This is a genomic window from Amycolatopsis sp. NPDC057786 (assembly GCF_042797905.1).
In the GTDB taxonomy this organism is placed as follows: domain Bacteria; phylum Actinomycetota; class Actinomycetes; order Mycobacteriales; family Pseudonocardiaceae; genus Amycolatopsis.
Map to the genome: position 1 here is coordinate 238,794 of NZ_JBHVKW010000001.1, position 24,177 is coordinate 262,970.

A 24,177-nucleotide genomic window follows, 5' to 3' on the forward strand; every position below is an offset into this window, starting at 1 on the left:
CCACCGAATGGGAATGGCCCGTCCAGAAACTGGACGGGCCACTCACCGGCTGTGTCTTACTTGCCGGCCTTCCTACGCTGAACGCGCGTCCGGCGCAGCAACTTGCGGTGCTTCTTCTTCGACATGCGCTTACGGCGCTTCTTGATCACAGAGCCCATCGTGAGCGCTCCTTCCTTCGTCGTCGGTCACGCTGCCCGGCGCAGCGTCCAACGGGTGGAGCGCACAGGCACGAGCGGTCTTCCAGGGTACTCGCGCCCCGGAAGACGCCCTCGGGCGGGCACGTCGTACCCCGCGAAGCGGGCCTCAGCCCACGTCGAAGTACGCGCCCTGCAGATATTCGTGGACGGCCTTTTCGGGCACTCTGAACGACTTCCCGACGCGCACCGCGGGCAACTCGCCCGAGTGAACGAGGCGGTAGACGGTCATCTTGGAGACCCGCATCAGCGTGGCCACCTCGGCGACCGTCAGAAACTGGACCTGGCCCACGGAGGGCAGATCGTCTTTCTTGTTCGGCGGCATGATTCACCGTGTCCTTCGACACGTGTCGCGCCACGAGGCTTCCCCACCTGTGGTATCGACACGCACGTGCTCTCCTGAGAGTAGCGGGACACGTGTGGCTAAAGCGACGCGAGTCACCGAGATGGGCCCGTACGACTACGCATTTGGTCCTCTGGACGCGGTAGTCAGACGAAGAACTACCGCATCCAGAGGACTAACTGCGGGGTTCGTGGGCGGCGCCCAGCTCGGTCGAGCGGTCCTTCGCGGCCTCGATGGCGGCCAGCAGCGCCGCGCGGACGCCGTGCTTCTCCAGCTCGCGGATGGCGTTGATGGTCGTCCCGGCGGGCGAAGTGACGGCTTCGCGCAGCAGCACCGGGTGTTCGTCGGACTCGGCGAGCATCTTCGCCGCCCCGACCGCCGACTGGATGATCAGCTGCCCGGCGAGCGCGCGGGGCAGGCCGAGCAGGATGCCGGCGTCGATCATGGCCTCGACCAGGTAGAAGAAGTACGCGGGCCCGGAACCGGACAGCGCCGTGACGGCGTCCTGCTGCGACTCGGGCACCTCGACGACCTGCCCGACGTGCGACAGCAGGTCCTTCACCACCGCGATGTGCTCGGCGTTCGCGTGCGCGCCCGCCGAGACCGCGCTCATCGCCTCTCCCACGAGCATCGGGGTGTTCGGCATGACTCGCACCACGGGGACGCCGTCGGCCAGCCTGCGCTCGTACAGGGCGGTCGGGAGGCCCGCACACAGCGAGACCACCAGCGACTCCGCGCCGAGCAGCGGCGCGAGCTCGTCCAGCACCGGTTCGATGTCCTGCGGTTTGACCGCGACGACCAGCACGTCGGCCCGGCGCGCCGCTTCGGCGACGGTGACCCCGTGCACCCCGTAGCGCTCGGTCAGCTCGGCCGCGCGCGCCGGGTACCGCTCGGTGAACAGCAGGTCGTCCGGGCTGTGCCCGCCGTGCAGCAGGCCCGAGAGCAGGGCCTCCCCGATCTTCCCGGCACCCAGAACCGCGATCACACTCATGTCGTTCAGCGTGCCAAACCGCGGTCAGCCGCCCGGCGTCGGGGCAAGCGCCAGCTGCCGCGCCTGACAGACGAGCCTGCCCTGCGAGTCGAGCACGAGCGCGTCCGAGTCGAACCAGGCCTCGTGCACCGACTGGCTCTGGACCAGCACCCGCAGCCAGCCCGGCGCCGGCCGCGTGCGCAGCAACGCGGTCAGCTGCACGGTCGGCGCCCAGCCGACCCGGCCGAGGTTGTAGACCACCGGCGGGTTCACGTCGCTCGCGAACAGGGCGAAGAACGGATCCGCGAGACCGTGCCTCGGCCGGACCCACAGCCGGATCCTCGGCGGGTCCCCGATCCGGCCGTGCAGGTAGCCGACGCTCGCGGGATCGAGCCGGACTTCGCAGCCCTTCGCGAGGTTGAACAGGCCTTCGGAGGTCTCCCCGGTCATGGGTACCGCGCCGGGTGGCGGCTCCGCGGGCATGGCGGGGACGTCGGTCCACTCCGGACGCCGCATCGGCAGCCGCCCGGTGGTCACCCTGGCCTCGACGCAACTGCGGCCCCGCTGCTCCAGCGTGACCGCGACGACCGAGGCGCGCCTTCCGACCTTCCGGACGTCCATGCGCAGCAGCACCGGACCCACCGCCGGCGGGTGCAGGAACTCCGCGCTGATCGCGAGCGGCTCGGACGGCGGCTCACCGCGTTCGTGAAGGAAGGCGAGAGCGGCCCTGGCCATCAACGCCATCAGGAAGCCGCCGTGGGGGTGTCCACCGATCGACCATTCGGTCCGGAGGACCGCCGTGAAAGTGCCGTCACCCAGTGATCTCGTCGCGCACGCCGCGTCGAAGGAGGTGCTCGTTTCGTCGGCCGCGCTCACCGAGCACTGACCCAGGCCACGAGCCGATCCATCGGGGTTCGGGAGATCAACAAGCCCAGCTGGTTCACGGTCGGAACTTTACGTGTACCAGCGCCTCGAGCGCAGTGAGGAATGAATCTCCGCACCCGGAGACGATCTTTGTCACTGACCGAGGTGAAGCCTCGCGAACAGGAGTGACTCCGCGAGGTCCCGCGACCGCCGCGCCGCGCTCGGCGACCGCCGGGTGTTGATCTCCAGCACGACCTGTCCGGAGAACTCGCTGTTCACGAGCTTTTCGAGCAGTTCGGCGCAGGGTTCGATCCCGCGTCCGGGCACCAGGTGCTCGTCCTTCGGCAGGCCAGTGCCGTCCGCCAGATGGACGTGCGCGAGCCCGGAACCCATGCGCTCGGCGAGGGCGAGGGCGTCCATCCCGGCTGCCGCTGTATGGGACAGGTCGAGCGTGTAGTGGCGAAACCCTACGTCCGTAGGGTCGATCGACGGCCGGAACGCCGACACTCGGGACGTCCGCGAGCCGCCGGGCGGGCGGACCTTGAACATGTTCTCGACCGCGATCTCGATCCCGCCGGCCTCTTCGAGCTCGTCGACGAGGTCGCCGAACGCGTCGCCGTAGCGGCGCTGCCACCGGAACGGCGGATGCACCACGACCGTGCGCGCGCCGAGCTCCTGTGCCGCGTCCACGGACATCCGCAGGCGGACCTCGGGATCCGGCGACCACACGCGCTGGGTGATCAGCAGCGAAGGCGAGTGGATCGACAGCACCGGCACACCGGTGCGGCGCGACCAGCGGCGCAGCGCGGACACGTCCTGACTGATCGGGTCCGCCCAGACCATCACCTCGACACCGTCGTAGCCGAGGTCGGCGGCCAGCTCGAACGCCGCGCCCGCCCGCAACGGCCAGACGGACGCCGTCGAGAGGCCTACCGGAATCTGCTGAACCATTCCGGCATCCTTCCCGAGGCCCCTAACGCGCCACCAGCAGGAGTGCGGCCGGTGAGACCGTCACCACCAGTCCGACCAGCACCGCGAGCACCAGGGTCTGGAGATCTTCCGCCTTGCGGATCTTCCGGACGATCCACACCAGCGCGACGATCACCAGCAGCGCGGCGACCAGCGCGGCGGCGGGGATGTTCACCCACAGCCAGTTGAAGCCCAGCCAGACACCGGCGCCGCCGACGACACCGAGGGCGAGCTGACCGGCCAGCGCCAGCCACTGCTTCCCCGGCGAAACCTTCTCGGCGGGCGCCGCGGGCTCGTCCTCGACGACATCGTCGACGCTGTCGTCGTAGTCGTCCTCGTAGTCGTCGGCGCGGTAGCCGTAGTCGTCGCGGCCGAAGTCCGGGCCGCCGTCCGGGTACGCCGGGTCGGCGAACTCACGCTCGTACTCGTCGAGGTTGTCCTGCCGGTCGCGGTCGTCGAGCGAATGCGGTGGCACGAACGGCATCGGCGCGGGGTGGCCCATGGTGGGCGGGCCCGCGTCGAACGGGTCCGGCTCGGGGTCGGCGTCCGGTTCGACGGGCGCGACCGGGGGCGGTACCGGCGGGATCCCGCCGATCTCGGTGTCCTCGGACTGCACCTTCTGCCTGCGCTTGCGCCAGCCGGCGAGGCCGGCGGGCGGGGCAGGCGGCGGCTCGGCTGGCGCCTCGGGTGCGGCCGGCGCTTCGTCGCTGACGGCGGCGAACTGTTCGGTGCTCGGCTCGGCCTTCGGCTGGGGCGGGCGGGCAGCGGGACGGCGGCGCCGCGCCGGCTGGGCGGGCGGCGTCGCGAACCCGCCGCTGGCCATCGGACCCGGCTGGTCCTGTACGTCTTCGGCCGGGGCATCGGGGCCACCGAGGCCGCCGTCGAGCCTCGCCGACAGCCCCGACGAGGGGGGTCCGGCCGGCGGCTCGGGACGGCGGCGGACCGGCGGCACAGCGCCGCGGGTCTCCTCCGGGCGGGGACGGCCGCGCGGGGGCAGGCCCTCGGAGTCCGGCGGGCGCTGCTGGTAACCGGACTGCTCCTGCGGCGGAGTCGGCCGGACGAACTGGCCGGATTGCTGCGGCGGACGCTGCTGGTAGCCGCTCTGCTCCTGCGGCGGGGTCGGCCGCAGGAATTGACCCGACTGCTGCGGCGGACGCTGCTGATAGCCGCTCTGCTCCTGCGGCGGGCGCACCGGCGGCGTCTGCCGGGTCGGGGTGGACGCGACGTCCGGCGGCACCGGCAGCGGGGCGGAGTCCTGCTGCGGCTGCGGAAGCGGACGCGATCCGGAGTCCTGCTGTGGCTGCGGAAGCGGACGCGCGCCGGAGTCTTGCGGGCGCGCGCGGCGCGGCGGACGGTTGGCGGGCGGCGGGGTGTCGCCGGACACCCTGTCGATGATCGCCTGGGGCGCGGTGTCGCTCACGGACGGCGCGCGCCGTCCGCGAGTGGGCTCGGGAGCCTCGTCGTCGTCGGCCGCGCGGCGTCGCCTGCGGCGCCCGCCCTCGGGCTGGGCTCCGTGCTGCGCGAGCAGCTCCGCCACGGTCTTCTGTGGCTGGCCGCTCTCTGTCTCGTCCGTCATACCGTGCTGTCCAATGCGCGCTCAAGCCGTTGCGAACCGGCACGCGACGGTGCATCGGCGGCGTCGCGCGCGCTGTCCACCGTCATCCGCATTTCCGTCACCTCTTCACCGTGCCCGTTCTCCGTCGACTAAGTCCAGTCGGGCGCTGCCGCCCACAGTCTCGTCCGCACCGTTCGAATGGTCCAGCCGTCGAAGGATGACACCTTCTCGCAGCGCCCACGGACAGATCTCCAGTTCTTCCAGGGAAAGCGCCCGCATGGTGGCTTGTGCGACGAGCGCGCCCGCCACCAGCTGATGCGACCTGCTCGCGCTGACCCCCTCGAGTTGTGCCAGGTCATGGGCGGTCATCCGGGAGATGAACGCGATGAGCTGGCGCAACGCGGTGTCGGTCAGGGTACGGCGCACATGCGGCCCGCTGGCCGACGGCGCCGCTCCGGTCAGCCGGGCGAGCGACCGGAACGTCTTCGACGTCGCCACGACACGATCGGGTTCACCCAATTTGGCGACCTTCTTCGCGAGCGGGGCGAGTTGTTCTTCGAGCCACGCCGAAGTCGCGATGAGCTCCGACCGGGTGGGCGGGTCGTGCTGGAACCTCGTCCGCGTGGTCCGGCCCGCGCCCAATGGCAGCGATTCGGCCAGATCCGGCTCCTCGTCGCGGCCCATCGCGACCTCCAGGGAGCCGCCGCCGATGTCGAGCACCAGCAGCTTTCCCGCCGACCAGCCGAACCAGCGGCGGACGGCGAGGAAGGTGAGCCGGGATTCGTCGATCCCGGAAAGCACCTGCAGTTCGACGCCGGTCTGCTCCTGGACCTTCGCCAGCACCTTCGGAGCGTTCTTGGCTTCGCGGACCGCGGAGGTGGCGAACGCCATGACCTCTTCGCAGCCGAGCCGCGCCGCGGCCGCCTTCGCCGACTCGACCGCGCGCACGAGGCTGTCCGCGCCCGCGCGGCTCAGGTCGCCGTTACGGGTGATCTGCTCGGCGAGCCGGAGGACGGCCTTTTCGGAATGCATCGGGGTCGGGTGGGCGCCACGGTGGGCGTCGACCACGAGCAGGTGGACGGTGTTGGAACCGACGTCGAGTACCCCTAGGCGCACGAGCGTCTACGGTACCCGCCCCCACGTCAGGTCACGAAACCGTAACCGTGATCTGTATCGCAGGGGCGGGGGCTGAAGGGGACTTTCCCCGCATGCGATGAGAGGAAAGCGTCCTTCACCGCTCCTTATGCGGGGAAAGTCCCCTTCAGCTCACGTCTCGAACTTGTAGCCGAGGCCACGCACCGTGACCAGGTGCCGGGGCGATCCCGGGTCCGGTTCGATCTTCGACCGCAGGCGCTTCACGTGGACGTCGAGCGTCTTGGTGTCACCGACGTAGTCCGCGCCCCACACCCGGTCGATCAGCTGCCCGCGGGTGAGCACGCGGCCCACGTTGCGCAGCAGGTACTCGAGCAGGTCGAACTCCTTGAGCGGCAAGGAGACCTCCTGGCCGTCGACGGTCACCACGTGCCGCTCGACGTCCATCCGCACCGGCCCGGCGGCCAGCACCAGTGGCGCCAGATCGCCTTCGGAGCCCGGCTCACCACCGCGGCGCAGCACCGCCCGCACCCGCGCGATGAGCTCGCGGGCCGAGTACGGCTTGGTGACGTAGTCGTCGGCGCCGAGTTCCAGGCCGACGACCTTGTCGATCTCGCTGTCGCGCGCGGTCACCATGATCACCGGTACGGCGGAACGCTGCCTGAGCTGCTTGCAGACGTCGGTGCCGCTCATCCCGGGGAGCATGAGATCGAGCAGGACGATGTCGGCGCCGTTGCGGTCGAACTCCTCGAGTGCCTGCTGCCCCGTCACGGCGACGGCGGCGGTGAAGCCCTCTTTGCGGAGCAAGAACGCGAGCGGGTCGGCGAACGACTCTTCGTCCTCGACGATGAGAACCCTCGTCACAGGTTTCCTCCATGGTCGGGGCTTTCTTGCCCTGTTGCCACGAGACGGGGTGTCCGCTCGGGGGTCTTCTCCGGCCGGGACGCCGGCGGAGCCTGTTTCGCGGGCGCGGCCGGTTCGGCGGGGATGTGCGCGGGGATCCGCAGCGTGAAGGTCGACCCGGTGCCGGGACGGCTCCACAGGCCGACCGAACCGCCGTGGTTGGCGGCCACGTGCTTGACGATCGCCAGCCCCAGCCCGGTGCCGCCGGTCGCCCGCGACCGGGCCTTGTCCGCGCGGTAGAACCGCTCGAAGACACGTTGCTGCTCGTCCTCGGCGATGCCGATGCCGCGGTCGGTCACCGCGATCTCGACCTTCCCGTCGACCAGCCGCCTGCTGATCGACACCGGGCTGCCCGGCTGCGAGTACGCGACGGCGTTCTCCAGCAGGTTCGACAGCGCGGTGACCATCAGCGTCCGGTCGCCCTCGATGAGGAGCCCGCTGGCCGCGTCGGTGGTGATGGTGATCTCGGCGGATTCCGCCGAGAGCGTCGTCCTGCCGAGCGCCTCGCGGACGACGGCGTCGACCTCGACGACGTTCAGGTCGGGCAGCCGCTCGGCGCCCTGGAGCCGCGACAGCGCGATCAGTTCGGTGACGAGCTGGCCGAGTCGTGTCGATTCGCGGAGGATCTTGCCGCCGAAGCGGCGGACCTCCTCGGTGTCTTCCGCGGCGTCGAGGACGGCCTCGGTGAGCAGCGCGATCGCGCCGACCGGCGTCTTCAGTTCGTGACTGACGTTCGCGACGAAGTCCCGCCGGACCGCTTCGAGACGGATCGCCTCGGAGTGGTCGACGGCCTCGACCACGGTGAACCCGTCGCCGAGCGGGCGGACCTCGCCGTGGACGGCCTCGGGCTGGCGCCCCCTCGCCTCCAGCGGGGAGAGGTCGATCTCCATCGGTTCGTCGGTCTCGACCACCTGCTCGGCGGCCTTGCGGGCCCGCGGATCGGCCTGGTTGACCTTCACCAGGCCGAGCTCGTAGGCACGCGGGTTGTGCAGGACCATGTCGCCGAACTTGTTGAGCACGACGACGCCGTTGTTGCTGGACCGCACGAGGCGTTCGAGCAGTTCGGCCACGGTGGGCCCGGTCGGTCGCCGCTCTTCGCGGCGGGCGCGGCCCCTCGCGATCAGGAAGCCGAAAACCACACCGACGATCAGTCCGCCGAGGGCCATGGCGAGTGCAACAGGCGTGGTCACAGGGGAATCGTAAGCGCGTGGGTAGTCTTTTGGCCTAGTCCCGGCCGCGTACTCGTGATGCCTATGACACCTGGGGACACCCTGTTCGCCTGCAGGTCAGGCCTCGTTCACGTGGCCGAGACCTCCCGGGTGAGGCGGGTCACCCGAACCGGGGACATCGATGCCGACTCGTGCCCGGATTCCGACTTTCGTCGTGACTCTCCGAACCGTGTTCTGCCCACTCACCGGCGAATAGCGACGTTCCCGTCACGGCTGCGGGGGAATGTTGGAAGACTGTCGCCGTGGAACTCGTCAGTGACATCTCCCTGATTCGCGGAGAAGAAGAGCTGTTCGACCGGACGGCTCATCTGTTCGTCGCGGCGACCGACATCGCGTGCGCGGCCGACGACCTCTACACCTGGGCGCTTTCCCGGCCATCGCTCACCCGGCAGGGTGAGCGGCTGGTGCGCGACAAGCGGATCCGCAAGCTGTACCGCCCCGGTGTCCTGCTGAACGAGCAGACCGCTGAACACCTGCATCACCTGTCCGGCCTCGGCGCGCAGATCCGGATCGGCACCGAGGAGATCAACGAGACGATCCTGCTCGACGAGCGGGTCGCGATCATGGCGGGCGACGAGGGCAAGGCGGTGCGCTCCTACAGCGTCATCTCGCGCCCCGAGCTGGTGCAGGGCATCCTGTCGCTGTTCGAAACCGCCTGGCTGGCGTCCACCACCCTGGAGACGTTCGACGCGCGGTTCGCCGACATCCGGATGGAGGCACCGCAGATCCTCGAGTTCCTGACCACCGGCTGCAAGGACGAGAAGGCCGCGAAGAGCCTCGGCATGGGCGTACGCACCTATCAGCGCCGCGTCTCGGAACTGCTGGTCGCGCTCGGCGTGACATCGCGGCTCCAGGTCGACGCGCGGGCGCGCGAACTCGGGCTGCTGTGAAACGCTGGACGGGGCTCGCCTTGCTGCTCGCGCTCGCGGGCTGCACCGCCACGGTCTCCGGCACCGCCCGGCCCGAGCCGGAAACCCCGCCCTCGAATCTCGCGCTGGTCGACCCGGCGCGGACGGCCGCCGTGCTCACGGCGGTGAAGACGGCCACCGAAGCGGTGTTCTCCTACGACAGCACCGCCGTGCCCGCCTACGAAAAGGCGCTCGCCGACAACTTGACGCCGAGCGCGCGCGACGAGGTGGCGAGGCTGTTCACCGAAGTCCGGAAATCGGCGGAACCGATCAAACTCGTGACGAAGGTGATCGTCTCGGCCGCGGTCGAGGAGACGCCGGACAAGGCGCGGGTGCTGACGGTGCTCGACCAAAGCAGCTCCAGGGCGGGCGCCACCAGCAAGGGCACCGCGTCGGTGCTGCTCGCGACCGTGCGTGAAGGCGACCGCTGGCGGATCGGCAAGGTCGAGGTGAATCCGGCGGCGCCGCCGCCCGCGGCGGAGAAACCGGGCGCCGGCGACCGGGTGTTCGCGAGGGTGCGGGATTCCGCCCGCGATGGCGCGCTCCGCGCCGCGGAAGCCCTGCTGAGCGTGGACCCGGCCGATCCCGAAGGCACGTACGCCCGCTACGAATCCGTGTCGACCGGGCAGTTGCTGACCCAGTTCCGGCAGGACAAGGCGGGTCGGCTGAACCAGATCCGGTCCGCGGGCTCGAAGGCGTCGCTGGCGCCGAATCCGGCCGCCGCGGTCATGGAGGTCGTGGACGACAAGGCGAGTGTGCTGCTCTTCGCGACGACGGACGTCAAGGACGCGGCCGGGCAGGCGACGAAGCGGTACCTGCCGATCGTCCTGCGGCTCCAGCGGCTGCCCGAGGGGTGGAAGGCCGCGGGGGTCGAGTCGGTCCAACCCCTCCCCTGAACGCATTTCGTCCTCTGAATGCGGTGGTTCGAGAGCGAACTACCGCGTTCAGAGGACGAATTGCGTGGGTCTAGCGGCCCTGGTTCGCCACGGCGGCCGCGGCTTCCTTGGCGGCCTCCGGGTCCAGGTAGGTCCCGCCGGCGGTGACCGGCTTGAGGTCTTCGGTGAGGTCGTACCGCAGCGGGATGCCGGTCGGGATGTTGAGCCCGGCGATCGCGTCGTCGGAGATGCCGTCGAGGTGCTTCACCAGCGCGCGCAGCGAGTTGCCGTGCGCGGCGACCAGCACGGTCTTGCCCGCGCGCAGGTCGGGCACGATCTCGGACTCCCAGTACGGCAGCAGCCGCGCGACGACGTCCTTGAGGCATTCGGTCAGCGGGGCGGCGTCACCGAGGTCGGCGTAGCGCGCGTCGCCCACCTGGCTGAACTCGTCGGCCGGGTCGATCGGGGGCGGCGGGGTGTCGTAGGAGCGGCGCCAGAGCATGAACTGCTCCTCGCCGAACTCGTCCAGGGTCTGCTTCTTGTTCTTGCCCTGGAGCGCGCCGTAGTGCCGCTCGTTGAGGCGCCAGTCGCGCTTCACCGGAATCCAGTGCCGGTCGGCGGCGTCGAGCGCCAGGTTGGCGGTCGAGATCGCCCGGCGCATCAGCGACGTGTGCACGACGTCCGGCAGCAGGCCGGATTCCGCGAGGAGCTGCCCGCCCTTGCGCGCCTCCTGCTCGCCCTGCTCGGACAGCGGCACGTCCACCCAGCCGGTGAACAGGTTTTCGGCGTTCCACGTGCTCTGCCCGTGACGCAGCAGCACCAGAGTCCCAAGCTCAGCCATGGGGTTCAGCCTGCCAGAGTGAGCGGAAGCGCCGGTCAGAGGGCCGCGCTTCGGTTTGTTTCTACGGAGAGTGCGTTACCCGCGAGTAACACCTTCACCCGTCCAGAAGACGGGGTGCCAACAAGTCCCGATCCCCGGAAATCAGGCTGCACTCCGTTATCCCCGTTTTTCAAGTTCACTCGAACGGAGTAACCGGTAGTCTTGTGATTACAGGTGGAGATCTGACAGGTTGACTACGTCCCGCGCGGCCGGATTCCACGCACTCCCCGGTTCGACGCGGGTGACGACCGCGACTCGTCTCCCCCCTGCCGAGTCGCGGCGCCCGCCGGCCCCGTTGGCATCCCCCTCGTCACCGGGTCCACCTTGGCGGGAACTTCAGCGGGGCGGCTCGAGATCGCGACTCCCCCCTCCCTCGAGCCGTCCCGCCTGTTCATCTTCGGGGAGCCTCGTTCGTGACAGGTATCCCCGGCCGGTGCCGGGCGGCGGTCTCGTGTGACTGAACGGACGACACGCGTGCTGGGATGGACGACACGCGTGATTGAGCGGACGACACTCCGGCCGCGATCGTGTCGTCCGCCGGATCACGCGTGTCGTCCGTTCAGTCGCGTGACCTCGCCGGCACCGGGCACCGGCGCCTGGTCGGCTCTCAGTCCAGCGGAGGCGCGGACGGCAGATCCGAGGCGGTCGCCATCGCGGGCTCGGCCGGACGCCGCCGCTTGCGCAGCCACCACACCAGCGCCGCCGCGGGGACACCGAAGACCAGCACGAACGGCGCCATCGCGCCGAGCACGGTCAGCAGGCCGCCGCCGAAGGTCAGGAAGGCGTCCCAGCCGTCGGCCAGCCCGCCGAGGAACCCGCTGCGGGATTCCTCCGCCGCCGCGACGGTCTCCGCCTTCACCTGCAGGGAGATGGTCGACATGGCGACACTTCCGGCCAGGCTTTCACGCCGCTTCTGAAGCGACTCGAGCTCGGCCTCACGGCTCGTCAGCTCACTCTCGACCGACGCGATCTCCGATACCGACGTCGCCCTCGCGAGCAGCGCGCGGATGCGCTCGACGCTGGCCCGCTGGGTGGCCAGCCGCGAATCGACGTCGACCATCTGCTCGGTCACGTCCGTCGCGGTGACCTCGCGTTTGATCTGCTTCCCGAGCTTCCCCAGCTGGTCCAGCACGCCGTCGAGGCGTTCGGCAGGCACGATGACGTTGACCGACGCCCGCTTCTCCTGGGTGCTCTCCTGCCCCGTGTAGCCGGCGGCGCCCTGGGTGATGACGCGTACCTGCGAGATCACGTCGGCGACGTTCGGCGCGGTGAGCTCCAGGCTCGCCGTGCGCACCAGCTTGCGGTCGGTGATCCCCGGCTGCCCCGCCGGCGCCGGGGCCTTCCCCGAACCCGCCTTGCTGTCGGTGCCCTCTTTGTTCGCCGGGCCTTGGTTCGGCACGGCCTGCTTGGTGTCGGCCGACATCGGCATCCCGGCGGATTCGCTGCTGCCGCCGGAATCGTTCGCCGAACAGCCCGCCAGTGCCAGCACGATGCCGGCGGCGGCGACCCATCTCATTCGCTTGCGCATCAAGACCGTCTCCCTCCAGTGTCGCGGAAAGAGACGGAGCCGGGCTCAGGCCCGTTGCACCATTCGGGTCACGAGTCGGTCAAGGCTCCGGGTTCGTGTCCGTTCGAAGGTTCGACGAGATGCTTGAACGCCTGCAGGTTCGCCAGCGATTCGCCGCGGGAAACGCGCCAATCCCACTCGCGTTTGATCGATTCCGCGAAGCCGAGCTCCAGCAACGTGTTGAAATCGCCGTCGGCGGCTTCCAGCACCTGCCCGAGGATCTTGTCCAACTCGGACTCGGTGACCGTGTCCAGACCGAACCGGCCGACCAGGTAGATGTCGCCCATCGCGTCCACGGTGTAGTGCACGCCGTACAGTTTCGCGTTGCGGCGCAACAGAAACCGGTAAACGTCCTCATGGGACTCATCGGGACGGCGGCAGACGAAGGCTTCGACGGCGAAGGCGTGGTCCCCGGCGACCAGCCAGCAGTTGGTCTGCAGCTTCTTGGTACCGGGCAAGGTGACGAAGTACCTTCCCTCGCCACGCCTTTCGTATTCCAGGCCCGCATTGTCCAAAGAGGACCGCAAGGTCTCGTCGAGCGTCAAACCGCCACCTCCGCGCGCTGTTCGAGGGCACGCCGGAACGCGCCGGTCGCCTGAGCGTACGTGTCCAGCAGTCGGTCCGTCGTACGGCGCCAGGAGAAGCGCCGCGCGTGGACGACGGCGTTGGCCGAAAGTTCGGCACGCCTGCCGGGCCGTAGCGCGACATTCGCGATCGCGCCTGCCCAGTCCTTCGCGTCGTGCGAAGGCACGAGCAGCCCGGAAACCCCGTGCGGGACCGCGACCGGCAGCCCGCCGACCTCGGCCGCGATCACCGGTGTCCCGCAGGCCTGCGCTTCGAGCGCGACCAGCCCGAACGACTCGTTGTAGCTCGGGACCGCGACGATGTCGGCCGCGCGGTAGACGTTGACCAGCGCTTGGCCGGGCTGCGGCGGCATGAACCGGGTCTGCCCCTCGATCCCGAGGGAGACGGCCAGTTCGCGCAGGGCCTGCGGCTGCTCCAGCCCGGTCCCGGACGGGCCGCCGACGATCAGCACCACCAGCCGCGACGCCAGCTCCGGCCGATCGCGCAGCATTTCGGCCGCGGCCAGCAGAAGGACGTCCGGCGCCTTCAGCGGCTGGATCCGGCCGGCGAAGGCCAGCACGATCGCGTCCTCCGGCAGGCCCAGCGCCCGGCGCGCGGCGGGCCGGGATCCGGGGGTGAACCGGTCGAGGTCGACGCCCGGCGGGATGGCGTGCACGGCGTGCGGGTCGGCGTCGTACAGCTCGACCAGCTCGCGGGCCTCGACGCGGGTGTTCGCGACCAGGCAGTCCGCCTCCCCGACGACCTGCTCCTCGCCGATCACGCGGGTGCGCGGCTCCGGGGTGTCGCCCTCGGCGAGCGCGGCGTTCTTGACCTTGGCCAGGGTGTGCGCGGTGTGCACCAGCGGCACGCCCCAGCGGTCGCGGGCGAGCCAGCCCGCCTGGCCGGAAAGCCAGTAATGCGAATGGATGAGGTCGTAGTAGCCCGGCTCGTGGAACGCCTCGGCCCGCAGCACCCCGGCGGTGAACGCGCACAGCTGCGCGGTCAGCTCGTCGCGTCCCAACGGCTCGAACGGGCCCGCCGGGATATGCCGGACGAGGACGCCGGGCGCCAGCTCGGCGACCGGAGGCTGGTCCGAGGACGTCGCCCGCGTGAACACCTCGACCTCGACGCCGCGGCGGGCCATCTCGGTGGCCGTCTGGCTCACGTAGACGTTCATGCCGCCGGCGTCGCCGGTACCCGGCTGTTCCAGCGGAGAGGTGTGCAACGACAGCACCGCGACGCGCCTGGGCGCGGCGTCGAACCCGTGCAGAGGGATCGTCACCTGGTCAACACTCCCGAGTCCTACTGATCGGCGAACCGGCGCAGTAGATCACCGAACTCGTCCGCCGCTTCGGCGAACGGCAGATGCCCCACCTCAGGTAGCCAACGCACGACAGCCCCCGGAATCTTCCCCGCCGCGTATTCCGCCGACGTCGGATCGATCACAGCGTCCGCGAGACCATGGACGATAAGCGCCGGTTTGTCCAGTTCGCGAAGTACGTCCTCGCTCCCGATGTCGCGCCGGAACAGCGCGGAGCGCACCGCGGGCGGGGTGGAAAGACACGCGCCGAGCAGCGACTGGGTGAGCGTGCCGGACACCGGGGCGGCGGTCATCCGCGCGCTGAACTGCACCAACGCGGGAATCGCGACCGCCGGATCGTCCGAAAGCACCGCCGGGATGGCCTCGCGCATGGCGGGCCCGACCTTGCCGCCGGGCCGGTTCTTGCCGATTTCTGTGATAGCGCCCACAAAAACGACACCGCCGAGCCTCGATGAGCCGTGCACCCGGAGGTAGTCGGTGATCACGAGCCCGCCGTAGGACCAGCCGACGACGATCGCGTCTTCACCGGCGAAGTCGAGGACCGAGGCGAGATCTTCGGCCCAGACCCGCGGATCGTCGTAGCCGGCGGAGGGCACCTCGGAGTCGCCGTGCCCGCGCAGATCCATCGCGACCAGGCGAAACCGCTCGCTGAGCGTGGGATCCGCCAGCTGCGGCGCCCACGCCTTGGCGGACTGGGCCCAGCCGTGCACGAACACGATCGGACGGGTGTTCTCGGCGCCTTCGACCCACAAGCCGATGCGGGTCCCGCCGTAGCCGACTACCTCGGTCTTCATGTGTCCTTGATATCCGACCGGCTACTTGATCGCCGAAAGGGCCTTCCAAGACTTCCAGTCGTAGAACCAGTCCTTGACGTCCGATTTCATCGGGCTGCTCAATTTCGAACCGGTGATCTCGACCGGATCGCCGATCATGGCCGAGTCGAAGTACTTCTTCGCGTCCGAGTCGAGCAGGTTCACGCAGCCGTGCGAGGTGTTGGCCTTGCCGATGTTCGCCGCGTTGTCCTGGTTCTCGTGGATGTACTCGCCGTTGTTCGAGATCCGGCAGGCCCACTTCTTGTTGACGTTGGTGTAGCCGTAGCGCGCGTTGTCGAACCGCGCCGTCGGCTCCTTCGTCATCACGATGAACGTGCCGTTCGGGGTGTTGCGCTGGACGTCGGAGTCGAGCCCGTTCGAGCACGGGTAGCTCGCCGATTCCGCGCCGCCCCGGTAGACCTTCATCACGTGGTCCGGGGTGTTGATCTTGACCACCTGGTTGCGGCCGATCTTGAACTCGGTGGTCACGTCCGCCTTGCCGTACGCGCCGCCGCCGAGCGCGACGCCGTAGAGCTTGGCCTCGACGTTGACCTTGATGTTGGCGGGCCAGTACTCCTTGGGCCGCCAGTCGACCTGCGTGTCCGACAGCCAGCCCCAGGACCCCTCGACGTCCTTGTCGGTCTTCACCTTGAGCGCCTTTTCGGCGGCCGCCTTGTCCTTGACCGGGGACGCGAACTTCACGCTGATCGGCATCGCGACGCCGACCTCGGCGTCGTCGGTCGGGTTCAGCGTGGCGCGAACCTCCTTGGCGGGTTTGACCGTGCTGAACGAGCCCTTGAACTCGGCCGTCTTGTTGTCGCTGCCGGTGGCCTTCGCGGCGTAGGTGTACGTCTTGCCGTAGCCGAGGACCTCGGTGCTGGTCCAGGTGAGCCCGTCGGGGGAAAGTTCGCCCTTGACGTCCTTGCCGCTGTCGCCGGTGACCTTGACCTCGGTGAGCTTGCCGTCGGCGACCTTCACCACGACCGGCGTCACCACGGAGGCGTCCTTGGAGTCGGCGGCGGGTTCGGCGGTGATCTTGGCGACCGGCGCGGCGTTCTGCTCTCCACCGCCGCTGCCTTCCGGCTTGGCGTTACCGCCTTCACCACTGGAGCAGGCGGCGGCCAGCATGGCCGCCCCCGCGGCGAGCGCGGCCTTGAACACCGTGCGCCGTTCGATCACTTGTACCTCCCGTTAGCTCCCCGCGAGCCCCTACCCGCTCAGCGCTGGGAACCTCTCCGACGTTACCCGCGGCGACAGAAGTCACCCGCGCCCCTCACGGGGATAGACGCACGAGGGTGGCCTGGGGTTGTTCGCTAAAGCGCGCAGTTGATGAGCAGGGGTTCCGGGTGCAGTGAAACGCCGAAGCGAGCCTCGACGCCGTCGCGCACTTCGCGCGCCAAAGCGAGTAGGTCCTCTGTCGAGGCCTTGCCCCGGTTCGTGAGCGCGAGCGTGTGCTTCGTCGAAAGCGACACCCTGCCGCCGGGCCCTTCGTGGCCCTTCGCGAACCCGGCCCGCTCGATCAGCCACGCGGCGGACAGCTTCGTGCCGCCGGGCGCCGGGTACTGCGGCACGCGCACGTCCTCGCCGACGACGTCCACGATCCCCGCGAGCACCTTCGCCAGCCGTGCTTCCCCGATGATCGGGTTGGTGAAGAACGAGCCCGCGCTCCACGTGTCGTGGTCGTCGGCGTCCAGGACCATGCCCTTGCCGCGACGCAGGCCGAGGACGGCTTCGCGCGCTTCGGCCGCCGGGACCCGGTCACCGATCTCGACACCCAGCGTGCGGGCGAGTTCGGCGTAGCGGATCGGGGCGGAGAGGCCGTCTTCGGTGACCTTGAAGCGCACGGTGAGCACGACGCCCGCGTCGGTCCCCTTCAGGATCGACGTGCGGTAGCCGAAGCCGAGTTCTTCGGCGGTCAGCGTGCGGATCTCGCGGCTCGCGCGGTCGTAGAGGTCGACCGAGACCAGGGACTCGGCGACCTCGCAGCCGTACGCGCCGACGTTCTGGATCGGTGTCGCGCCGACCGAACCGGGGATCCCGGACAGGCATTCGAGCCCGCCGACACCGTCGGCGACCAGACCCTCGACGAAACCGTCCCAGTTCTCCCCCGCCGCGACCTCGACGAGATCCCCGTCACGTGTCCAGCCGGTGGCGCCGACCTTCAGCACCGCGCCGTCGAAACCGTCGTCGGCGACGACGAGGTTCGAACCGCCGCCGAGCAGCAGGACCGGCTCACCCGCTTCGTCGGCCTCGCGGACCGCGTCGACCAGGGCCTGCACGGTCTTCGCCTCGGCATAACGTCGCGCCGGACCGCCGAGCCGCAGGGTGGTGTGGTCGGCGAGGGCGGCGTGCTGGGTGGGAGTTTCGGCAGTGCTCACGCCCGTGAACGGTACTGTCTGGCGCCATGGCCTCCCGTATCGAGCACCGATCGACGTTCTCCGCAGACCTCGCGACCACGTTCGACGGGGTCGCCGGCGAGGCGGCGCTGCGGGCGAGGCTGGAGGAGATCGGCGGCGACGACGCGGAGCTGCTGGAGTACGTCCCGGCCGGGGACGGCGTGCGCTACAAGCTGCGCCAGGGCATCAGCTCGGACAAGCTCCCGTCGGCCGTGCGGACGCTGCACCGGGGCGATCTGATCGTCGAGCGTGAGCAGACCTGGAAGGCCGCCGGGTCCGGCTACACCGGCACCGCGACGGCGTCGGTCTCGGGCGTGCCGGGCGAGATCACCGCGAAGACGTCGCTGACCGGCGAAGGCGAGCAGGCGACGCTGGTCAACAGCGGCGAGGTCAAGGTGCGCATCCCGTTCGTCGGCGGGAAGCTGGAAGGCGTGATCGCCGAACAGGTCACCAAGCTGCTGGAACGCGAGGCCGAATTCGTCGCGAAGTGGCTGGCCGAGCGCTGAAACCGGTCGGGGCACCGACACGGGGCACGACCAATCCCAACCGGCTCCGCCGCGTCGACCGCTGGCTCGCCAGCGATCCTGGCGTGACCAGGCTGCTGCACCGCGCGGACGAACCGCTCGTGGTGGACCTCGGCTACGGCGCCTCACCGGTGACCACGGTCGAGATGGCGCGCCGGCTGCGCACGGTCCGGCGCGACGTCCGGGTGCTGGGCCTGGAGCTGGACGCCGAACGGGTCGCCGTCGCGCAAGCCGCCGTCGACCGGCCGTGGCTGGACTTCCGGCGCGGCGGCTTCGAACTCGCCGGGGCACGGCCGGTGCTGGTGCGCGCGTTCAACGTGCTGCGCCAATACGACGAAACCGAGGTCCCTGGCGCCTGGTCGCTGATGCTGGACGCGATGGCGCCGGACGGGCTGCTCGTCGAAGGCACCTGCGACGAGATCGGGCGGCTCAGCACATGGGTCGCGGTCGGCTCCGGCGGGCCGCTCAGCCTGACCCTGTCCGTCCATCTCGCCAGCCTGGAACGTCCGTCCACAGTGGCCGAACGACTGCCCAAGACTCTCATCCACCGCAACGTTCCCGGCGAACGCGTCCACGAACTACTGTCCCTTTTGGACACTTGCTGGGCGACGGCGGCGCCGCACCAGAACTTCGGCGTCCGCGCCCGCTGGGCGCACACCGTGCACCTGCTCACCGCCCGTGGCTGGCCGGTGCTGAACCGGCCGTCGCGGTGGCGGCTCGGTGAACTCACCGTGCCGTGGTCGTCGGTGGCTCCCGACTAGGCGCTGTCCTGCTTTGGTCGGCCAGATGTCCGTTTGATGCGCATGTGTACGATTTTTGAGTGGGTCGTGAGCGGTAAGTATGAAACCACTCAAACCGGACCAATCAGGCATCCTCGCGAAGGGAAGCCTTTGTGGACAGTCGGGTCGGTGGTGGCGTCCCGCAAGTGGCCGTGTGCGGCCGGAGCGTGTCGCGAAGACCGCCAACAGGACTTACGGGACACCGCCCAGGAATTCACCGGTCGAACCCCGCTCCGTCACCCCAAAGCGACCTGCGGTGATCACCATGGAACCGTGGAACTGCTGGAGTACGTCACCGGGCTGCTCGAGGGCACGCTCGGATCGCCCTGGCTGTGGGTGATCGTGTTCCTCGTGTCCGGGTTGGACGCGCTCCTGCCGTTCATGCCGAGCGAGACGACGGTCATCACCGTCGCCGTCCTGATCGGCACGGACTTCCCCCAGCTGGCGCTGCTCGCGCTGATCGCCGCGCTCGGGGCATGGCTTGGCGACTGTCTCGGCTACACCGTCGGCGCGGCCGCGGGTCCGCGAGCGCTCGCCCGCCTGCAGCGCGGCCCCGACGGGGTCCGGCGCTACGAATGGGCGAAGATCCAGGTGCGGCGCAACGCCGTCCTGCTGATCCTCGCCGCCCGCTACCTGCCCGGCGGCCGGGTCGCGAGCGGGCTCGCCAACGGCAGCCTCGGCTACCCGCCGCGCAAATTCGTCCCGCTCGACGCCCTCGGCGCGAGCATCTGGGCGGTGTACAGCGTCCTCATCGGTCTCGTCGGCGGAGCGGCCTTCGCGGACGAACCGGAGAAGGGCCTTCTGCTGTCCTTCGCGCTCGGCCTGCTGCTGGTCGCGGCGATCGAGGTCGGGCGGCGGGTCCGCGTCCGGATACTGACCCGGCGCCGCGCGGCGGCCGGGACCAGCGACAATGGAGTCCGTGTCGAACCCTGAACGTCGCTATGTGATCTCCTTCGGCTGCCCTGACCGCACCGGAATCATCGCCCGTATCTCGGGTTTTCTCGCCGAGCACGGCGGTTGGATCGTCGAAGCGGCGTATCACACGGACCCCGACACCGGCTGGTTCTTCACCCGTCAGGTCGTACGCGCCGACTCGCTCCCGTTCGACGCGGCGGAACTGCGCACCCGCTTCGCCGACGTCGCGAAGTCCCTTTCGGCCGAGTCGAGCTGGCAGGTCAGCGACACCGGTGAGCGTCGTCGCGCCGTGATCCTCGTCTCCAAGGCCGGGCACTGCCTCTACGACCTTCTCGGCCGGGTCGCCTCCGGGGAACTGGATGTCGACGTCGCCGCCGTCATCGGCAACCACGCGTCACTGGGCGACATCACCCGCGCCCACGGCATCCCGTTCCATCACGTCCCGTTCCCCGCCGGTGACGCCGCGGCCAAGGCGTCCGCCTTCGCCGAAGTGCGGAAACTCGTCGACGAGCACGACCCGCACGCCGTCGTCCTCGCCCGGTTCATGCAGGTCCTGCCGCCGGAACTGTGCGAGGCGTGGGCCGGGCGGGCGCTCAACATCCACCACAGCTTCCTGCCTTCGTTCGTCGGCGCGCGGCCGTACCACCAGGCCCACGCGCGCGGGGTGAAGCTCATCGGCGCGACCTGCCACTACGTCACCGCGGATCTCGACGCGGGCCCGATCGTCGACCAGGACGTCATCCGTGTCGACCACGGCGACTCCGTCGAGGACATGGTCCGCAAGGGCCGCGACATCGAGAAGGTGACGCTGGCGCGCGGGCTGCGGTGGCACCTCGAAGGCCGCGTGCTGGTGCACGGGAACAGGACTGTCGTGTTCTAGTGGTTCACTGGTTCCATGGGGACCTCAGAGATCAAAGTGATCGAGACGCGTGAAGCGCTGCGTGAACACCTCGGCCACCCGGCCGAGCGCACCAAGGGGAAGATCATCCCCTTCCTCGATCCGCACGCACGCACGCTGATCGAGCACTCGCCGTTCTACCTGCTGGCGACGGCGTCGTCCGACGGGACCTGTGACGTCTCCCCGCGCGGCGACCCGGCCGGTTCCGTGAAGGTGCTCGACGACAAGACGCTGGTGCTGGCGGACCGGCCGGGCAACAAACTGCTCGACAGCCAGACCAACATCCTCGAGAACCCGCACGCCGGGCTGCTGTTCCTGATCCCGGGGATGAACGAAACGCTGCGGATCAACGGCCGCGCGAAACTGGTCGCGGACGCGCCGTTCTTCGACGACCTCGTGGTCAAGGGGAAGCGGCCCGCGCTGGCGATCATGGTCGAGGTCGAAGAGCTGTACATGCACTGCGCCAAGGCTTTCCTGCGGTCCTCGCTGTGGAAGCCGGAAACCTGGCCGGAGCGGTCCAGCCTGCCGACCGCCGGTCAGATCTTCCGCGACCAGATGAAGCTGGACATGTCGGCGGAGGCGCTGGACGCCGCGCTGACGGAAGGCGCGCTCACCACGCAGTACTGAGCCCCCCCTGCGCGCGCTATGAAAGGTCCTTTCCTTGCAAATTTTGCAAGGAAAGGACCTTTCATAGCACTTGAGGCAGGGTCAGACGCGGACCAGCATCTTGCCGGTGTTCGCCCCGCCCAGCAGGTCCAGGAAGGCCTGCGGTGCGTTGCGGATACCGTCCACAATGGTCTCCGAATACTTGAGCGCACCGGAGGCGACCAACGGCGCGACCTCCTTCACGAACTGCGGCTGCAGCGCGTAGTGGTCGCCGACCAGCATGCCGCGCATGGTGAACCGCTTCGCGATGATCGACGCGAGATTGCGCGGCGCCGCGGCCGGTTCGGTGTTGTTGTAGACCGAGATCATCCCGCAGATCGCCATCCGGCCGTGCAGGTTGATCGAGTCGATCGCCGCTTCGAGGTGCTCGCCGCCGACGTTGTCGAAATACACGTCGATGCCCTCGGGCGCCGCCGCGCGCAGCTGCTCGACGACCGGGGCGTCCTTGTAGTTGAACGCCGCGTCGAAGCCCAGCTCGTCGGTCAGCCACTTGACCTTTTCGTCGGTGCCCGCGCTGCCGATGACGCGCTTCGCGCCCTTCAGCTTCGCCAGCTGACCGACGACGGAACCGACCGCCCCCGCCGCGCCGGACACGAAGACGGTGTCGCCCTCCTTGAACTCCGCGACGTCGAGCAGGCCGGCGTACGCGGTGAGCCCGGTCATGCCGAGGACGCCGAGGTACGCGGTGACCGGCGCGGCTTCGGGGTCGACCTTCACCGCGTGCTTCGCGGCGACGACGGCGTGCGAACGCCAGCCGAGGCCGTGCAACACGATGTCGCCGGGCTTGAAATCGTCCACGGTGGACTCGAGCACCTCACCGACGGCGCCACCGTGCATGACCTTGCCGACCTCGTACGGTTCGGCGTAGGACTTCGCGCTGCTCATCCGGCCACGCATGTACGGGTCGACGCTCAGCACCTGGTTGCGGACCAGGATCTGCCCTTCGCCCGGAACCGGGATCTCGACGTCGGCGATCTCGAAGTTCTCGAGCGTGGGGACGCCGTGCGGACGGGAGGCGAGCCGGATCTCGGTTGCGTTCACGAGGTAACTCCAAGTCTGTCGCTCAAGCGGGGCGGTCGCCCCGTATTCACGCCGGGTACAACGAGCGAACCGGGGCGACCATTCCGGTTGTGGCGAGCACTACACGACCTCGGCGAGTTTGCCGAGAACTCCCTCGTAGATCCGCTTGAGCCCGCCGGGCGCGAAGGTCTTCTCGAAGAAGCCGCCGATGCCGCCCGCGCCGTCCCAGGTCGTCTCGATGCGGACGACGCTGCCGTCCGGCACCTCGCGGACGGTCCAGGTGGTGACCATGCTGGAGTTCGCGTCGGTCTCGACGAGGGTGCCTTCGGACGGCTCGGTCACCGTCGCCGCGACGTCACGCACGCGCTTCGACGTGGCCTGCAGCTTCCAGCGCGCCTTCGTGCCCGCCCCGACCCCGCCTTCGGTGACCTCGTAGTCGCGGTAGTGCTCCGTCAGCAGCTTCGGCCGGGTTTCGGCGTAGTCCGCGACGAGCGCCCTGACCTTGTCCGCCGGCGCCTCGATGGTGCGCTCCGCGATGGCCGTGACCTTTCCCATCCCACTCCCTTTCACCCGTGGTGCAACGACAGCGTCCACGATTCCACCGGTGCTCGCAGCCGGAGCGGGCGCCCCTCCTCCGAGGTGTGGCGCGAAGCCGGTCCAGGGCAGGACACCGTGTTGCGAAAGCCACTTTCGCAACCTTGAACGTTGCGAAAGTGGCTTTCGCAACGTCCCAGCAGATGTCTCCCACGCCGCTCCTTGTTGCGGCTAAGCTGTGTTCTAGTACCTTACACTGTTTAGCTAACTCTATTTTCTATAGCTTTACGTTTCATATTTTGGCTTTCGCAACGTCGGCACACCGTTCGGGAGCCGCCCCCACGCGCGCGGCACCCCGAACGCAATGAACGGTCCGTTCCTTGCGAAATTTGCAAGGAACGGACCGTTCATGGCACTCGCGGGCGCCTAGATGAGGGACTTCTCCTTCAGCCACTCCTTCGCGACGTCCGCCGGCTTCTCGCCGTCCGAGTCGACGCGCTTGTTCAGCTCACGCAGCTGCGCCGTGTCGAGGGCCTTGCTCACGGCATTGACCGCGGCCACGAAGTCGGCGCCGCGCTCGTCGAGGACCTTCTTGCTCACCGCGGGCACGACGTTCTCGGTCGGCACGATGGCGAGGTCGTCTTCCAGCGCCACGAACTGCGGGTCGCCGACGAGCGGGCTCACCGAGTCGACCGGGATGACGGTGACCTTGCCGGACCGCAGCTGCTCCACGCGCGGGCCCGCCTCCTGCACGGTCTGGAAGGTGGCCTTCAGTTTGTAGACTTCGGTGAAGCCCTTGAAGCAGGGGAGCCGCTCCGCGCACTCCGGCCCGCCCGCGACGATGACGTTGTCGAGCTTGGACAGGTCGCTGATCTTCGCGAGGCCCTTCTCCTTGGCGAGGTCGGCCTTCACGATGTAGGTGTTCTTGTTCTCCGCCGGCGACTGCTCCAGCAGGGCGATGCCGTCGGGCTCGAACAACTTCTTGAGCTGCTCGTGCTGGGCCTGCGCGTCCTTCGCGGCTTCCTTGCCGTATCCGGTGGTGATGGCGGCGCCCTGGTACTCCGGGATGAACTGGAGTTCGCCGGATTTCAGCGCCGGGTAGGTCAGCTCGCGCGTCGTGAGGTTCAGCTTGCGGGTGACCGGGAAACCCTCGGCCTCCAACGCGTTCGCGTACAGCTCGGCGAGGATCACGCTGTCGGTGAAGTTGAAGGAGGCGATCACGATCGGTGCCCCGCCCCTGGTCGGCGCGGCCGGGGCAGCCGCTTCTTCTCCGCCCCCACAAGCGGTCATACCGAGGACGGCGGCGGCGAGCACCGCGCCCACTCGAACATTCCGTGTCCAGCGCACGTGCACACACTCCTATGACTCGTCAGAGGAATGAACCGTAGCCCCGGGCCAC

At 69.2% G+C, this 24,177-nt stretch carries 26 protein-coding genes; 7 read left to right on the plus strand and 19 right to left on the minus strand.

Translation table 11 applies throughout. The features are described 5' to 3' along the window. Positions 1 to 56: 56 nt before the first annotated feature. The 9 genes from ACFVM3_RS01170 to ACFVM3_RS01210 all read right to left on the minus strand — a co-directional run bounded on the left by ACFVM3_RS01170 (position 57) and on the right by ACFVM3_RS01210 (position 8,080). Positions 57 to 158 (minus strand): 30S ribosomal protein bS22, encoded by a 102-nt coding sequence (locus ACFVM3_RS01170; protein ID WP_007030867.1) that lies wholly within the window; start codon positions 156 to 158, stop codon positions 57 to 59. A 145-nt stretch (positions 159 to 303) separates the two neighbouring features. After that, positions 304 to 519, minus strand: coding sequence for a helix-turn-helix domain-containing protein (locus tag ACFVM3_RS01175; protein ID WP_016330918.1), 216 nt, complete (start codon positions 517 to 519; stop codon positions 304 to 306). Between the two features lie 193 nt (positions 520 to 712). Beyond that, on the minus strand, positions 713 to 1,528 hold the full coding sequence (gene proC / locus ACFVM3_RS01180; protein WP_378434429.1) for a pyrroline-5-carboxylate reductase: 816 nt from the start codon (positions 1,526 to 1,528) through the stop codon (positions 713 to 715). 24 nt (positions 1,529 to 1,552) lie between these two features. Continuing rightward, positions 1,553 to 2,383: a thioesterase family protein gene (locus ACFVM3_RS01185; RefSeq protein ID WP_378434431.1), complete on the minus strand. Its 831-nt coding sequence runs from the start codon at positions 2,381 to 2,383 to the stop codon at positions 1,553 to 1,555. A 141-nt stretch (positions 2,384 to 2,524) separates the two neighbouring features. Next, entirely contained in the window at positions 2,525 to 3,322 is a 798-nt protein-coding gene (locus ACFVM3_RS01190; RefSeq protein ID WP_378434433.1) for a sugar phosphate isomerase/epimerase family protein, read from the minus strand. Positions 3,323 to 3,344: 22 nt separating this feature from the next. Then, positions 3,345 to 4,916: a hypothetical protein gene (locus tag ACFVM3_RS01195; RefSeq protein WP_378434435.1), complete on the minus strand. Its 1,572-nt coding sequence runs from the start codon at positions 4,914 to 4,916 to the stop codon at positions 3,345 to 3,347. A gap of 105 nt (positions 4,917 to 5,021) precedes the next feature. Continuing rightward, the gene (locus ACFVM3_RS01200) at positions 5,022 to 6,011 is read right to left on the minus strand and encodes a hypothetical protein (RefSeq protein WP_378434436.1); all 990 of its coding nucleotides are present in this window, start codon (positions 6,009 to 6,011) and stop codon (positions 5,022 to 5,024) included. A 150-nt stretch (positions 6,012 to 6,161) separates the two neighbouring features. Continuing rightward, the gene (locus tag ACFVM3_RS01205) at positions 6,162 to 6,851 is read right to left on the minus strand and encodes a response regulator transcription factor (RefSeq protein ID WP_034310560.1); all 690 of its coding nucleotides are present in this window, start codon (positions 6,849 to 6,851) and stop codon (positions 6,162 to 6,164) included. Continuing rightward, positions 6,848 to 8,080 (minus strand): sensor histidine kinase, encoded by a 1,233-nt coding sequence (locus ACFVM3_RS01210; protein ID WP_378434438.1) that lies wholly within the window; start codon positions 8,078 to 8,080, stop codon positions 6,848 to 6,850. Before ACFVM3_RS01210 ends, ACFVM3_RS01205 begins: the two co-directional genes overlap by 4 nt. Positions 8,081 to 8,361: 281 nt before the next feature. Here ACFVM3_RS01210 and ACFVM3_RS01215 point away from each other — a divergent pair, with 281 nt between their 5' ends. Then, positions 8,362 to 9,009, plus strand: a complete 648-nt coding sequence (locus tag ACFVM3_RS01215) for a hypothetical protein (RefSeq protein ID WP_034310555.1) — start codon at positions 8,362 to 8,364, stop codon at positions 9,007 to 9,009. Further along, complete coding sequence (locus ACFVM3_RS01220; RefSeq protein WP_378434440.1) at positions 9,006 to 9,923, plus strand: hypothetical protein; 918 nt, start codon at positions 9,006 to 9,008, stop codon at positions 9,921 to 9,923. Before ACFVM3_RS01215 ends, ACFVM3_RS01220 begins: the two co-directional genes overlap by 4 nt. Before the next feature lie 70 nt (positions 9,924 to 9,993). Here ACFVM3_RS01220 and ACFVM3_RS01225 read toward each other — a convergent pair whose 3' ends face one another. The 7 genes from ACFVM3_RS01225 to ACFVM3_RS01255 all read right to left on the minus strand — a co-directional run bounded on the left by ACFVM3_RS01225 (position 9,994) and on the right by ACFVM3_RS01255 (position 17,424). Then, positions 9,994 to 10,743 (minus strand): phosphoglyceromutase, encoded by a 750-nt coding sequence (locus ACFVM3_RS01225; RefSeq protein ID WP_125678918.1) that lies wholly within the window; start codon positions 10,741 to 10,743, stop codon positions 9,994 to 9,996. A gap of 646 nt (positions 10,744 to 11,389) precedes the next feature. Continuing rightward, positions 11,390 to 12,310 carry a DUF4349 domain-containing protein gene (locus ACFVM3_RS01230; RefSeq protein WP_378434442.1) on the minus strand — a complete coding sequence of 307 codons (921 nt, stop codon included), beginning with the start codon at positions 12,308 to 12,310 and terminating at the stop codon, positions 11,390 to 11,392. Positions 12,311 to 12,378: 68 nt separating this feature from the next. Beyond that, positions 12,379 to 12,894 carry a YbjN domain-containing protein gene (locus tag ACFVM3_RS01235; protein WP_126733206.1) on the minus strand — a complete coding sequence of 172 codons (516 nt, stop codon included), beginning with the start codon at positions 12,892 to 12,894 and terminating at the stop codon, positions 12,379 to 12,381. Continuing rightward, positions 12,891 to 14,195: a D-inositol-3-phosphate glycosyltransferase gene (gene mshA, locus ACFVM3_RS01240; protein WP_378434444.1), complete on the minus strand. Its 1,305-nt coding sequence runs from the start codon at positions 14,193 to 14,195 to the stop codon at positions 12,891 to 12,893. The genes ACFVM3_RS01235 and mshA overlap by 4 nt, the downstream gene beginning before the upstream one ends. A 20-nt stretch (positions 14,196 to 14,215) precedes the next feature. After that, the gene (locus ACFVM3_RS01245; protein WP_378434446.1) at positions 14,216 to 15,028 is read right to left on the minus strand and encodes an alpha/beta fold hydrolase; all 813 of its coding nucleotides are present in this window, start codon (positions 15,026 to 15,028) and stop codon (positions 14,216 to 14,218) included. 21 nt (positions 15,029 to 15,049) lie between these two features. Further along, entirely contained in the window at positions 15,050 to 16,225 is a 1,176-nt protein-coding gene (locus ACFVM3_RS01250) for an Ig-like domain-containing protein (protein WP_378434448.1), read from the minus strand. A 134-nt stretch (positions 16,226 to 16,359) separates the two neighbouring features. After that, positions 16,360 to 17,424, minus strand: a complete 1,065-nt coding sequence (locus ACFVM3_RS01255; RefSeq protein ID WP_378434450.1) for a UDP-N-acetylmuramate dehydrogenase — start codon at positions 17,422 to 17,424, stop codon at positions 16,360 to 16,362. Between the two features lie 26 nt (positions 17,425 to 17,450). On the opposite strand from ACFVM3_RS01255, the gene ACFVM3_RS01260 reads away from it, so the two are divergent. The 5 genes from ACFVM3_RS01260 (at position 17,451) to ACFVM3_RS01280 (ending at position 21,185) form a co-directional block, all read left to right on the plus strand. Then, positions 17,451 to 17,948: a DUF2505 domain-containing protein gene (locus ACFVM3_RS01260; RefSeq protein ID WP_378434452.1), complete on the plus strand. Its 498-nt coding sequence runs from the start codon at positions 17,451 to 17,453 to the stop codon at positions 17,946 to 17,948. Continuing rightward, positions 17,930 to 18,727: a class I SAM-dependent methyltransferase gene (locus tag ACFVM3_RS01265; RefSeq protein WP_378434454.1), complete on the plus strand. Its 798-nt coding sequence runs from the start codon at positions 17,930 to 17,932 to the stop codon at positions 18,725 to 18,727. The genes ACFVM3_RS01260 and ACFVM3_RS01265 overlap by 19 nt, the downstream gene beginning before the upstream one ends. Before the next feature lie 291 nt (positions 18,728 to 19,018). Then, on the plus strand, positions 19,019 to 19,678 hold the full coding sequence (locus ACFVM3_RS01270) for a DedA family protein (RefSeq protein ID WP_378434456.1): 660 nt from the start codon (positions 19,019 to 19,021) through the stop codon (positions 19,676 to 19,678). After that, a complete protein-coding gene (purU, locus tag ACFVM3_RS01275) occupies positions 19,656 to 20,540 on the plus strand; it encodes a formyltetrahydrofolate deformylase (RefSeq protein ID WP_378434458.1) in 885 nt (294 codons plus the stop codon). Before ACFVM3_RS01270 ends, purU begins: the two co-directional genes overlap by 23 nt. Positions 20,541 to 20,555: 15 nt before the next feature. After that, complete coding sequence (locus ACFVM3_RS01280; RefSeq protein ID WP_034310533.1) at positions 20,556 to 21,185, plus strand: pyridoxamine 5'-phosphate oxidase family protein; 630 nt, start codon at positions 20,556 to 20,558, stop codon at positions 21,183 to 21,185. Positions 21,186 to 21,266: 81 nt separating this feature from the next. Here the strand turns inward: ACFVM3_RS01280 and ACFVM3_RS01285 are convergent, their stop codons facing one another. From ACFVM3_RS01285 to ACFVM3_RS01295, 3 genes are all read right to left on the minus strand, one after another. Further along, on the minus strand, positions 21,267 to 22,265 hold the full coding sequence (locus tag ACFVM3_RS01285; RefSeq protein WP_378434460.1) for an NADP-dependent oxidoreductase: 999 nt from the start codon (positions 22,263 to 22,265) through the stop codon (positions 21,267 to 21,269). Between the two features lie 99 nt (positions 22,266 to 22,364). Next, positions 22,365 to 22,799, minus strand: a complete 435-nt coding sequence (locus ACFVM3_RS01290; RefSeq protein WP_034310528.1) for an SRPBCC family protein — start codon at positions 22,797 to 22,799, stop codon at positions 22,365 to 22,367. A 405-nt stretch (positions 22,800 to 23,204) separates the two neighbouring features. After that, complete coding sequence (locus tag ACFVM3_RS01295) at positions 23,205 to 24,101, minus strand: ABC transporter substrate-binding protein (protein WP_378434594.1); 897 nt, start codon at positions 24,099 to 24,101, stop codon at positions 23,205 to 23,207. Positions 24,102 to 24,177 lie beyond the last annotated feature (76 nt).